Below are 12,130 nucleotides of genomic sequence, written 5' to 3' on the forward strand. Positions count from 1 at the left end.
ACGAATTATTAATTCGTCCTCTTTTCCTTTTGTTAAGTACTAGGTGCCAAATCTGGCTGAAGCGCAAAGCATTAGTGGCTGGCGCACTTTAGCAGTACCTGATGCCTAGCAAAATAACCGCTGAGTGAGACGGGCCAGTTTAGCGTATTAGGCGGGTGTACTTTTCCGCAAGCATTGTTTACAGCCGCTGCATTAGCTCGCGCACTTGCCGCTCTAGGTCTGATAGGGAGCCGGAGTTATGGATAGTGAGGGCAAAACTGGGGTATGTGTCGAGGGCGATTTCGCTGGGGTGGTTGTCGTCGCGGGTGCCGTCGCCGCGCTGGCGCAACGGGTCGCCTTCCACGCGTAGCATCAGGCCGCCGTGCTGCCGAATGAGGTCGGCCTCGCCAGGAAAGCGTACATCAGGCACTAGCACAAAGGCGTTGGGCGGAAGGCGCGAGAAGAAAGCCTGAATCCAGATATCCGGCTCCCATAGGCGCATGGCCTGGCCCACCTGCTGCAGCATTTCGCCGCGTGTACGCCCGAATGCAGGCAGCAGCTCCGTTTTGCCACGCTGCGAGTAATAGGGCGCTACTTCTTCGCCCGCCAGGGCAGCACACACGGCTTTAATGGCATCACCAAAAGAGCGAATGTACCACTGGCGCTCCGGTTGCAGCTGCTGAAGCAGCCGCGCCACGGTGTCTTTGCCGCTGCCGCGTTTTCCCGAAAGACCTACTAGGTGTATCATAGCGGCAAAGGTCGGGAGTTCCGGCTGGCTATACCTACAAAATGTCCTTCAGTTCGCTGAGGCAGCTGATTTCGTAGGTTATTTCGTTGAAGTGGCGGCGCTTGTCAGGGTTGAAATACACCTGGTCGAGGCCAGCGTTGTAGGCGCCTAGCACGTCGCACTCCAGGTTGTCGCCAATCATAAGGCTTTCTGGGGCGGTGGCGCCGGTGCGCTCCAAGGCGTGCTGAAAAATGCGGGTATCGGGCTTAAGATGGCCGCAGCACTCCGAGGTCACAATTTCCTGGAAGTAGTCCGTCAGCTTCGAGGAGTTGAGTTTTACGTACTGAATGTCTCGGAAGCCGTTGGTAATCAGGTGCAGCTCGTAGCCTTTGTCGCGCAGGTAATCCAGCACCTCGTAGGTGTGCGGAAACACGGCCGTTTTCAGAGGCAGCAAATCAGTAAACTCCGAGGAGATGTTAACCGGAGAGTCGGCCTCCGTCAGGCCTAGCTTCACGAAGGTGCGCGGGAAACGGGTGGCCCGCAGCTGCTCCTGCGTGATCTTGCCGCCCTGGTACAGGCGCCACAAGCCGTGGTTAATGTCAGAATAGACCTGAATAAACTGCTCCACGGTGAAGGCACGGTGGCGTTCTAACTTGTGCAAATCGTAGAGGTGGCGCAGGGTTTCATCGGCGTTGGTTTCAAAGTCCCAAAGCGTATGATCCAGATCAAAAAAAAGATGACGGTATTTCAAGAGACGAGGAGGTCAGAGCAAGGAAGATATACTAGGTGCTGAGGCAAGCTAAACCGCTGCAACGAACGGCAGAGGCGCCGCCTAGGTGCCGGCTGATTGAGCGGGAATAAGGGAGCGTAAGGGTAGTTGAGATGAATGCTTAACTTTCTAGCACTAGTCTCTTTACAACCCGGCCCTCGCCCAAGTGTTCGTGCACAATTTCGGCGGCGTCTTTGGGCTTTACGTCGCCGTATACGGTGCCTTCGGGGTAGATGATGAGCGCTGCGCCGGGGCCTTTTTTGCAATGCTTACATAGGTCGAGGCAGTTGCAGGTTTGCACGCGGGTTTTGCGTTTTTCACCCCCTAGCAGCAGGCTTTTTAGGCCTTGTTTTTTCAGCTCTAGTTTCAGGGCCCGGGCTACATCTTTGCCCACTTCATTTTTTTGGGCGGTGCAAACGAACAGGCGGGTAACGGCGACAGACTTCACAGAATTGGGGTTAAGCAGGAGAGGAGACCTAGCCAACTCAGCGCGGCTCGGGGCTGCCGGTCCAACGGCGGTTTTGCAGCTTATACGCCGCCAGCTCCCGATTCGACCAGAGTGTCTGGTAAATCTTCTGGTCGTGCACCAGCTGCGGGTCGCGCTCCATGTAGCTCAGCAGTTGGTGCAGGAAATCCTGCGCTTCATCTTTAATGAAGTAAAACACCCAATTGTCGAGGCGCTTGAAGTTTACGAGGCCCGCATTTTTCAGGTACGCTAGTTGACGGGAGGTTTTGGTCTGGGTGAAATCAAGCACCTGCTCAAGGTCAGAAATGCACATTTCCTGGTTGCGCCACAGCAAATGCAGGATGCGCACGCGGCTTTCATCGCCAAGGGCTTTGAATAGTTGCTGGCCGAATGCAACGGTAAAGTGTTTGAGGCGCATCTTTAGACGAAAGCGGGAAATTGAAGAAGCTGAACCAAAGTGGCTAGGCCCGAATTTAGGTTAAACCCACCAGCGGCCCCCGAAAGTGCCGTATCTTTGTCGTCTGTAATGCCTTGTATGTCTGCTGTGGCTCGAATTCATGTTTCTTTTTTGCCGGCCCTGCTAGGGTTTTTGCTGGTAGCGTTGCTGCTGGCTCCCGGTCAGGTGCGGGCACAGGGCCAGCGCAAAGTGGTGCAGTTTACCGGCATTGTGGCCTCCGGCGACTCCTTGCTGGGTGTGCAGGGTGCCGCCATTTTCGTACCCAAAGCCGGACGCGGTACCATTTCCAACCCTTACGGCTACTTCTCTCTGCCCGTGTTGGCCGGCGACAGTATTGTTATCCGGAGTTTGGGCTACCGCAATCAGTACGTGGTTATTCCGCCTGATTATCAGCGCCAGAGCTACTCCGTCATCGTGAACCTAAAGGAAGACGCCACCATACTGCCGGAAGTACGCATCTTCCCGTATGCCACCGAAAAGGCCTTTAAAGAAGCCTTCCTGGCCATGAAGGCCCCCGCTGAGCAAGACCGGACTGCCGCCGAAAAGCTCAACGAGCAAGTGATGCGCCGCATGTTCAACACGCTGCCGGCCTCCAGCATGGGCAACTACCGCCAGGCCATGCAAAACCAGCAGTACGACCAGCAGCGCCGCATGGGCTTTGGGGCCACCCCGGCTACCAACAACCCGCTGCTCAACCCCTTCAGCTGGCTTCAGCTCATCAAGCAGGTGAAAGACGGAGAGTTTAAGAAAAAAGAAGGGGTAGACTACTAGCCCTCTTCGCGCGCCAAACCGCTTATGCCCACCACGCTGCCTTCGGGTCAGCGTGGTGGGCTTTTTTTATAACCTCAGCCCTGCTTTTTCGGTACAGGATTTTGGCACTGTTGCCTGGGGTTGGTCTCGTCCTGTCCCATCACTTTCTGATACCGATTATGGATACCAATCTTCCGGTTACCTCTCAGCCGCGCGTTGTTATCATTGGCTGCGGCTTTGCGGGGTTGCGGCTGGCCAAAGACCTAGCCGATTCCCCCGTGCAGGTGGTTGTCATCGACCGCAACAACTACCACAACTTCCAGCCCCTACTGTACCAGGTAGCCACCGGCGCCTTGGAGGCCGACAGTATTGCGTATCCTATCCGAAAGATTTTTGCGGGCCAGACCAACTTCTTTTTTCGCATGGCCGATGTGCAGCGCATTGAGGCCGAGCGCAACACTGTGGTAACCAACATCGGCGACATCCACTACGACCACTTGGTTATTGCCACCGGCTCGCTTACCAACTACTTCGGGTTGGAAAGCATTGAGCGCAACTCCATGCAGATTAAGAGCGTGCCGAATGCCCTGAACCTGCGGAGCTACCTGTTTCAGAATTTCGAGAAAGCTCTGCTCACCGAAGACCCCGCCCAGCGCCAGGCCTTGCTGAATGTGGTAGTGGTAGGCGGCGGCCCTACGGGCGTTGAAATATGTGGCTCACTAGCTGAGATGCGAAAAGACGTGCTGCCCCAGGACTACCCCGAGCTAGACCTGAAACAGATGGAAATTTATCTGGTGGAATCAGGCGGCGAAGTGCTGGGGCCGATGTCGAAGGACTCGCAGGTGAAAGCCAAGAAATACCTGGAGGAAATGGGCATTCACGTGCGCCTCAATACCCAGGCCAAGCGCTTCGAGGACGGCAAGCTGTTCTACTCTGATACCGAATTCATCCGGAGCGAAAACCTGATTTGGGCGGCCGGCGTGAACGGCGCGGCCGTAGAAGGCCTGCCCGAGGAGGTAGTAGCCCGCAACAAGCGCATCAACGTGGATACAGTGAACCGCGTGACGGGCGCCAAAAACATCTATGCCATCGGTGATGTGGCCAACATGGTGACCGAGGAAATGCCGCGCGGCTACCCCATGCTGGCGCCGGTTGCCATTCAGCAGGCCGAGCAGTTAGCCGCCAACCTGAAGCGTTTCCTGCGGGGGGACGCACTTAAGCCGTTCAAGTACGTGAACAAAGGCAGCATGGCCATTGTGGGCCGTAACCGCGCCGTAGTAGACCTGCCCGGCGACAAGCACTTTGGCGGTTTCTTCGGGTGGCTTACCTGGCTGTTTGTGCACCTCATGACCCTAGTAGGCTTCCGCAACAAAGTCGTTACGTTCATTGGCTGGGCCATCAGCTACTTCAGCTCCGATAAAGCATTGCGCCTTATTATCCGGCCCTACAAGCGCAATGATTTCAAAGATGACAAAGGCAAAACCACGGCTCAGCATAACGCCTCTACGCCTGAGTACAATCCATCCGTACCCGTCCCGAATGCGGCAGTAGTAGGAGGATAGTTGTTCAATTGGTTTGTATAAAAAAACACCCTAGTGTAAGAGCTAGGGTGTTTTTTTGTAGTAGTAGCACTAGCAAGTTCCTTCACCTAACAGAAGCAGCGTTTCTTTTAGGTTGTGTCTGGAAACTCAAGTCCGGTCATGCTTCCACTGCGCTCAGTATGACCATCAGGAGGATCACAACAACTTTGCAGTCACTTACTTTTTACTGTCTCTCAGGCATAGTTTGCCCAGTACAATCTGTCTCGAGCTACTTTGGGCAGCGTGGGCTCTCTACCACCATTTGCGGTACATCGTAGGTTTGGTAGATGGCTAGGCAGGGGCGGGGTGTCGCTTCAGTAGCCGTTGCCGTTCGCAGCGCAACTACTAGCTCGTCTCCAGCAACAAGGGTGTCAGGCAACGCAGAATAAGTGCCAACTACATTCGGGTAAAGGGTGCCTTGATAGGTAATACTTTTACCTCCCTTATTGTCTTCCTGAATCTGAAGTAGGGTTCCGTTGCAGCTTGGCCCTAGCATCTTCACACGGGTGCACGGCACTACTACCGAGGGCGCGGGGTCCTCGCGGCAGCTTGCAAAGCTCAGGACACATAAGCCAACTAGTGCAATGGAGTAAGGAAGCTTCATAATTTCTTGGGTAGAGGTATACTCCCAAGAGTCGCTAGGCCTGAGGCAGGTTGCATCTTGCTGAGTCTGCTAGTTCAACAGAACATAACCCACCAGCAACTTGGCTACCGCAAGGCACCTAGTAGCTCAGTCACTTGCGCAGTAAGGCGGCTAGGGTCAGCAGTATCCAGCAGGCGCGCATCCAGGCCAACGCAGGTAGCTCCTGCTTCTTTCCATGCGCTCAGGCTTTCGTGAGTGGGCTGAATGCCGCCCGTCACCAGTAGGGGCACGTGAGGCAAGGGGCCGCGCAGAATTTGAAGGTAAGCAGGCGTGAGATACGCTGAGGGAAACAACTTTACCAACGTAGCACCCAAACGGTGGGCCTCATACACTTCGTTCAGGGTTTGGGCGCCAGGTAGCCACGCCAAATCATGGCTGCGGCAAGTGGCAGCCACATCGAGGCTTGTAATCGGCTGAATGATAAAATCAGCGCCAGCATCAATGAAGCGGCCCGCTTCTTCGGCCGTGAAAATAGTGCCAGCGCCAAGCAGCAAATCGGGATAATCAGACTCTACAAAGCGCTGCAGGTTAGCAAAAATGGTGTGCGCCTCGGGGCCCCGGTTGGTAAACTCAAAGAGGCGTACGCCGGCGGCGTAGCTGGCGGCCAGTACGGTGCGCGCATATGCTTCCTGCGCATGGTAAAAAACCGGAATCAGTGGGTGCTGCTGGGCCTGTGTAAGCGTGTAAGCAGCTGGAAAACGAGCCATAGGCAAAAAGAGAAAGCATGGTTGAGCTACCCTCCATTACGGAGGTTTTCGCATCAGCGCCTTAATCTGGCCGATTTACTAGCCCCGTTTATATCGCAAACTCACTAAGCGCCCGGTACACGTCGTACACGTTTTTGTCGCCGCGGAAGGTTTTGTTGATGGGCTCCGTTTGGCCACGCACCCAAATTTTGAGTTCTGCATCGAGGTCGAAGTGGCCGGTAGTTTCCATGGAAAATCGCTCGATGCTGCGGTACGGAATGCTTAGGTACTCGCGCTTTTTGCCCGTTACGCCTTGCTTATCAATCATGATGAGGCGCTTGGTCGTGAACACCATCAGGTCCCGAATGACGGCGTAGGCATTGCGCACCTGCTCGCCCGGCGCTAGCAGCTGGCTCAGCTCCAGTTGAATTTCATTAGCATCAGTTTGCGAGGCGTTGCCGAGTAGTCCGTCGAGAAGTCCCATAGGGCGAGTGGTTTTGTGATAGTGTAGTTAAAAAGTATCCAGCTTAAGAAGTGTACGCAACTTAGCATTGTCCGTCACTTTCTGTATAGTCTCTTATATGTCAAACGTATTTATATCTGTTTAAAAAACTTGGCAGTGGTACAGAGTATAGGCATTGCCCTGTTTCTTCACTATACTCGAAATGTCGCCTTCATAAGCGCTTAAGTTAATCTTGCTTGGTTCTGCAAAAGCACTAGAATCATACTTGATGCCGCCGCTGATATATCTTTTTGAAATCTGAATAGCGTGTAATGTGAAAAATAGGAGCATATTTCTCGGTCTGCTATTGGTAGTGGCTTGTTCAGATTCAGACAATAAGTCGAAAAACAACATTGAAATTTCAACTGCAACTAAATCAATTGAAGATGATATTGTAATTGATGATGTTTTAATTTATAGTGTTAAAAAAATAAAACCTATATTTAGGATAGATACTTCTGCAATATTGAGTAATAGCAATCTGACATCTATACTGTCGAAAATAGAGAGTGATTCAATTGAGGAAAAAACCAGTAAAAAGTTTATGCCGAAATTTATTGCCAATGCTTTGAATAGCGTGTCTATTACCGATACTTTTGATATTGCTGATTTTAATCAACCATTCCAATCAACTGATGTAGTTGATGATAATCCTTATATGCCGAATAGGCAAATTACCTATCTAGGAATAGGTAAACATACTGTTATTATAGCGTTTTATACTGGTGGAGTAGGTATGTGTGAGCGTGTTCTGCTCTTTGGGATAAACAATGATAAGATAAGAGACTTTTGGACTGGTACAATAAATATTGAAAATAAAAATAAAAAAGAAATAATTAAATACCTTAAAACTAATAGCAAGCTAAGTCCTTGGTTGTTAAACTCAAATAGAATCTATCTATAAATGCTGGTGTTAATGCAGATATTTAAACAAATAAAAAAGCCTTCCTAATTAAAGGAAGGCTTTTTTAATAAGCACATCAGGAGGCTAGTTGCCGCCGGCACCGGTAGTTCCTCCACCTTGCTTCGGCTGCTGCGACGACACGTTGCGCTGCTGCATGGGGTTGGTAGCGGGCTGCTGCTGCTGCTGGAACAGCTCGAAGCGCGACGGCGCCAACTTGCGCGGGAAGCCATTGTTCGAGAGGTCCGTATCGGCGGTTTGCAGGTAGGGGTCGAGGGTGAACGAAGCCACGGGCTTTTCGGTCACGAACACCTTGGTTACCTCTACATTGTTTTTGCGCCAGATTTCAGCCGGAATGTTCACCACTTCCTGCGTGCCATCGGCGTAGGTCATTTGCACGATAACGGGCATTACGAGGCCGCCCAGGTTCTTCAGGCTCATCTGGTAGAAGTTGAGGCCTTTGTTGAGCACTTCCTGCTGCTCGGGCGTGAGTTTGGCCACGTATTGCTGGTAGCGCGCTTTGTCGGCGTCGGTGGTAGTCAGCGGGTCGTAGCCGTTGTAGAAGTCCTTCAGCTCGGGCTTGTCGTCCAGCAGGGTTTTCTTGATATCCTGGAGGTTGCGCTGCTGCGACAGGGTTTTGGGAGCGGCATTCAGCTCCTCGCGGCGGGCAGCATTCTCAATGTCGGGGTTCTTGGAGTCAACCTTGTACCACTGCACACCTTCGATGCTGATGTCAGTATGTTCGTTGCCGTAGAACCAGCCACGCCAGAACCAGTCGAGGTCCACGCCCGAGGCGTCTTCCATGGTGCGGAAGAAGTCGGCGGGGGTGGGGTGCTTATAGGCCCAGCGCTGGGCGTAGGTCTTGAAGGCGTAATCAAACAGCTCGCGGCCCATTACCGTTTCGCGCAGAATGTTCAGCGCCGTGGCAGGCTTGCCGTAGGCGTTGTTGCCCAGCTGCAGCACCGACTCCGAGTTGGTCATGATGGCGTTCTGCATGTTCTGGTTCATGCTCATGTAGGGCACGATTTGGGCGGGTTCGCCGCGGCGCGAGGGGTAGCCCCGTTCCCATTCCTGCTCCGTGAGGTACTGCATAAACGTGTTCAGACCTTCGTCCATCCACGTCCACTGGCGCTCATCGGAGTTCACAATCATCGGGAAGAAGTTGTGTCCTACTTCATGAATAACTACCGAGATCAGACCATACTTCGTGGCTGCCGAGTACGTGCCATCGGCCTCAGGGCGGTAGCCGTTAAAGCTCAGCATCGGGTACTCCATGCCGCCAATGGGGCCGTGCACCGAAATAGCCACGGGGTACTCGTAAGGAATGGTGAATTTCGAGTACGTTTTCAGGGTATGCGCTACAGCCTGCGTAGAGTACTGACCCCACAGCGGGTTCGCCTCCTTGGGGTAGTACGACATAGCCACTACGGGCTTGCCTTCTACTTTCACCCCCATGGCATCCCAAATGAACTTCCGCGAAGAAGCCCAGGCAAAGTCACGCACATTTTTGGCCGAATACACCCACGTTTTGGTGCCTTTGGCGCGGCCTTGCTCGGCTTTGGTAGCCTCCAGCTGCGTTACAATAGCAATAGGCTTGGAGGCCGATTTGGCATCATCAAAGCGCTTGCGCTGCGTAGAGCTCAGTACCTGGTCGGCGTTCTGGAGCGTACCGGTAGCGCCTACCACGTGGTCGGCGGGAGCGGTAATGGCTACTTTGTAGTCACCGAAAGGCAAGGTGAATTCGCCTTGGCCCAGGAACTGCTTGTGCTGCCAGCCGTTCACGTCGTCATAAACGGCCATGCGCGGATAGAACTGGGCAATTTCGTAGAGGTAGTTTTTGTCCTGCTCGAAGTACTCGTAGCCCGAGCGGCCGCCAGTAGCCTTCTGGTCGTTCACGGTGTAGTGCCACTTCACCGTGAAGGTTACCGACTGCTTGGGGGCTAGGGCCTGCGGCAGATCCACCCGCATCATGGTGTAGTTCACGGTGTACGGCAGCTGCTTGCCGGCACCCTTCATCCGGATGTCGTCAATCTTAAACGAGCCATCGAACCCGGAGCGCTTAATGTAATCCAGCGCCTCAAACGACATCTTATTCCGCAGCTCCGCCGTCTGGGTCGAGGTCGTCATGGAGTTGGGCGCGTAGATGTTGGCATCTAGCTGCAGCCACAGGTAGCTGAGCTTATCGGGCGAGAGGTTGGTGTAGGTAATGTCCTCAGTACCCGTGATGCTCTGGTTGGCGTCGTTGAGCGTGACTTTGATGTTGTAGTCGGCACGCTGCTGCCAGTAGTCGCGGCCCGGGGCGCCCGATGCCGTCCGGAACGAGTTCGGCGTGGGCAGCTCCGTACCGAGCTGGGCAAATTTGTCGGTTCCGGAGTGGGTATTCTGCGCCAGCGTGGGTGTAGCTAGCAGCGCTACCAGTCCGGCAACCAGCAGAGTAGGTTTCAGCATAAAAGAAGGGGAGAAAAGAAGTCGCAAGGAAAAGCGAAGATACATACCAGCGGCGCAGTTACCCGCGCGTGCCGCGAAAGACACCATGTGGCCCGGAGCGTTGCACAATGCTGCAAGTAAATTGCTGCTTGGTAGGCCCCGCATTACTAGGCCAACAGCAGAGCCAAACCGTCGGTTCGCTAGGGTACTTGGCTACTGCAACTGCCCTAGTAACAGCACCACGGCAATGCCCAGCGCTGCGCCGCTTGTAACCAGCAGCCAGTCGCGGCGCGAAACGCTGAGGATGCGCAGCAGCACAAACCCCACCAACAGAATAATGCCCACAATCAGCAGCTGGCCGAGCTCTACGCCTAGGTTAAAGCTCAGCAGCTCCAGCACCGGCCGGCTTTGGCGGCCTAGCAGTTCGCGCAGGTAGCTGGAAAACCCTAGGCCATGGATTAGGCCAAACACAGCAGCCAGCAAGTTGGGCAGCGTCAGGAGCAGGGAGGTGGGTTTGCGCCGGTCAGTGAGGCGAGCGTTGGCTTTACCAGCCTGCGCCAGGTTCAGGATGCACGTCAGCACAATCGTGACTGGTATTAGCATCTCGATGGCCTTCGCCGAATAGCCTATGCCCCCCAGCGTAGCTAAGGCCAGCGTTATGGAGTGGCCGATGGTAAAGCTCGTTACCAACGCCACTACCTTCCGCCAATCCTGCAGCACATACGGCGCGCACAAGGCCAGCAGGAACACCATATGGTCGTAGGCCTGCAGGTTGAAAATGTGGTGGAAACCGAGCTGAAGGTAAGTAGTGAAGACAGATGGCATCGGGCAAATCTACAAGGTGTTCTTTACTTGGAATAAGGTTTTAAAAAGGAAATCTATACTTCGTTTAAGAAGCTTTGTACGTCACTTTTATGCCCTACCAAACGGGGGTAGTATTGTGGGTTGGATTTATTACTTACTACCTCGTTTTACATGATTACACGTGTACTCTGTTCTGGGTTTCTTGCCAGCATTATGTTCACCGCAAGTACTTTCACCGCAAATGCGCAAGAAATGCCTGCTGTGGGGTCTTCAGCTCCATCGGCCATTCAAGTGCCAGTTACAGCACCTCTCCTAACTCGTGCCGACACCGCGCGGGCCGTACATGAACTGTTTCGGAGCCGGCGCGGAGGTGGCATCGGGTGGTTAGCACTGGGTACGGTAAGCATGCTGGCCTCCATCTTACCCGCGCAGCAGTCTACCAGCGCCGGAGTCTGGACACCCGGGGTAGTAGCTGGTACTGCGATTGCTGGCATTGGACTAAACAAGCGTATTCAGTTCCGGCGAAGCCGAGAGCGGCTCATACTGCAGGAACTGGCCGCCACCGGCCACTTGCCTGTTGACATCAGCCGACGTTTGAAGGGCAATTTTCTTCCTGTACACGGCACTGCTTCCGAAGAGAATCCACTGCTGTCAACAGAGGTAGCACCTAGTGGTCAGGTGCCTTCTGTCTCGGTTCCTACTCATGCCCAAATGTTGGCTGATGCTCGGCAAGACACACTCGATGCTGTACAGGGATTTTTCAATGCCAAGCGCCTTGGTGGGCAGCTGCCCATTCTACTGGCGTTGCCAGGGTTACGCCTCATGACCGGGGCCGACGCCAGCAGTAGTTCTGTATCTTCGTATGGACAGCCCCAAAACAGCGAGCCTTCTGGGGGCCAAGTTGCCGCTGGCCTACTGTTGACAGCAGGTGGGCTTACATACATGTTCGTGCACAACGCTCCTTACTCAGATGCTAAGTTTGCTGCGCTACGTGCCAGTTACCTGGCCGGTGCGCCGTTGCCACCAGCTATCCGGTCCCGGCTCAAAGAAAAGCACATTGCTTCAGGACGAACCTACCGCGCAAGGATGGAACGTAAAGCTGCCCGTCGGCGCTAGGCAAGTCATTTTGCTGAAGCAGCTTCCCTACGCGAGGCGCTGTGCCAGCAAATGGAGTGGGAAAAACTGCAAACGCAGGTTATGCCTCGCTAATGCTTTCAACAAAGTGTAACTAGTCAAGCATCGTAGCAAGTTTATATATTAGAGGCAGTTAGTTATGCATCTATTTCCCCTTCGTTTATATGAAAAAGCTTATCCTCCTCTTCACCCTAGTAGTAGCACTGTGCGGTGCTAGTTTTGCCCAAACTACAGTGCCTGCAACCGGCTGGTACCCCGTAGATTCTCCGGGCGCCACCGCTGTTCGTGCTCCCTTACCTGATAGC

12 protein-coding genes are annotated in these 12,130 nt (G+C 53.8%); 4 read left to right on the forward strand and 8 right to left on the reverse strand.

What is annotated here, in order from left to right; all coding sequences use genetic code 11:
- Positions 1-178: 178 nt before the first annotated feature.
- The 4 genes from ACYVGU_RS00395 to ACYVGU_RS00410 all read right to left on the reverse strand — a co-directional run bounded on the left by ACYVGU_RS00395 (position 179) and on the right by ACYVGU_RS00410 (position 2,359).
- On the reverse strand, positions 179-727 hold the full coding sequence (locus ACYVGU_RS00395) for a nucleoside/nucleotide kinase family protein (protein ID WP_460620441.1): 549 nt from the start codon (positions 725-727) through the stop codon (positions 179-181).
- A 34-nt stretch (positions 728-761) separates the two neighbouring features.
- Positions 762-1,457 (reverse strand): YjjG family noncanonical pyrimidine nucleotidase, encoded by a 696-nt coding sequence (locus ACYVGU_RS00400; RefSeq protein ID WP_460620442.1) that lies wholly within the window; start codon positions 1,455-1,457, stop codon positions 762-764.
- Positions 1,458-1,596: 139 nt separating this feature from the next.
- Positions 1,597-1,923, reverse strand: coding sequence for a (2Fe-2S) ferredoxin domain-containing protein (locus tag ACYVGU_RS00405; protein WP_460620443.1), 327 nt, complete (start codon positions 1,921-1,923; stop codon positions 1,597-1,599).
- Between the two features lie 37 nt (positions 1,924-1,960).
- Entirely contained in the window at positions 1,961-2,359 is a 399-nt protein-coding gene (locus ACYVGU_RS00410; RefSeq protein WP_460620444.1) for an ArsR/SmtB family transcription factor, read from the reverse strand.
- Between the two features lie 126 nt (positions 2,360-2,485).
- Between ACYVGU_RS00410 and ACYVGU_RS00415 the strand changes: the two genes are divergently transcribed.
- Both ACYVGU_RS00415 and ACYVGU_RS00420 read left to right on the forward strand, forming a co-directional pair.
- Entirely contained in the window at positions 2,486-3,169 is a 684-nt protein-coding gene (locus ACYVGU_RS00415; RefSeq protein WP_460620445.1) for a carboxypeptidase-like regulatory domain-containing protein, read from the forward strand.
- A gap of 158 nt (positions 3,170-3,327) precedes the next feature.
- On the forward strand, positions 3,328-4,710 hold the full coding sequence (locus ACYVGU_RS00420; RefSeq protein WP_460620446.1) for an NAD(P)/FAD-dependent oxidoreductase: 1,383 nt from the start codon (positions 3,328-3,330) through the stop codon (positions 4,708-4,710).
- A 726-nt stretch (positions 4,711-5,436) separates the two neighbouring features.
- On the opposite strand, the gene ACYVGU_RS00425 is transcribed toward ACYVGU_RS00420, so the two are convergent.
- Both ACYVGU_RS00425 and ACYVGU_RS00430 read right to left on the reverse strand, forming a co-directional pair.
- Positions 5,437-6,078, reverse strand: coding sequence for a beta/alpha barrel domain-containing protein (locus tag ACYVGU_RS00425; RefSeq protein ID WP_460620447.1), 642 nt, complete (start codon positions 6,076-6,078; stop codon positions 5,437-5,439).
- 88 nt (positions 6,079-6,166) lie between these two features.
- Complete coding sequence (locus ACYVGU_RS00430) at positions 6,167-6,541, reverse strand: PH domain-containing protein (RefSeq protein ID WP_460613035.1); 375 nt, start codon at positions 6,539-6,541, stop codon at positions 6,167-6,169.
- A 331-nt stretch (positions 6,542-6,872) separates the two neighbouring features.
- On the opposite strand from ACYVGU_RS00430, the gene ACYVGU_RS00435 reads away from it, so the two are divergent.
- Entirely contained in the window at positions 6,873-7,463 is a 591-nt protein-coding gene (locus ACYVGU_RS00435) for a hypothetical protein (RefSeq protein WP_460620448.1), read from the forward strand.
- 84 nt (positions 7,464-7,547) lie between these two features.
- On the opposite strand, the gene ACYVGU_RS00440 is transcribed toward ACYVGU_RS00435, so the two are convergent.
- Both ACYVGU_RS00440 and ACYVGU_RS00445 read right to left on the reverse strand, forming a co-directional pair.
- Positions 7,548-9,908: a M1 family metallopeptidase gene (locus tag ACYVGU_RS00440; RefSeq protein WP_460620449.1), complete on the reverse strand. Its 2,361-nt coding sequence runs from the start codon at positions 9,906-9,908 to the stop codon at positions 7,548-7,550.
- Positions 9,909-10,100: 192 nt separating this feature from the next.
- Positions 10,101-10,712, reverse strand: coding sequence for a HupE/UreJ family protein (locus ACYVGU_RS00445; RefSeq protein ID WP_460620450.1), 612 nt, complete (start codon positions 10,710-10,712; stop codon positions 10,101-10,103).
- Between the two features lie 192 nt (positions 10,713-10,904).
- Between ACYVGU_RS00445 and ACYVGU_RS00450 the strand changes: the two genes are divergently transcribed.
- Complete coding sequence (locus tag ACYVGU_RS00450) at positions 10,905-11,807, forward strand: hypothetical protein (RefSeq protein WP_460620451.1); 903 nt, start codon at positions 10,905-10,907, stop codon at positions 11,805-11,807.
- Positions 11,808-12,130 lie beyond the last annotated feature (323 nt).

Source organism: Hymenobacter tenuis, from assembly GCF_054780495.1.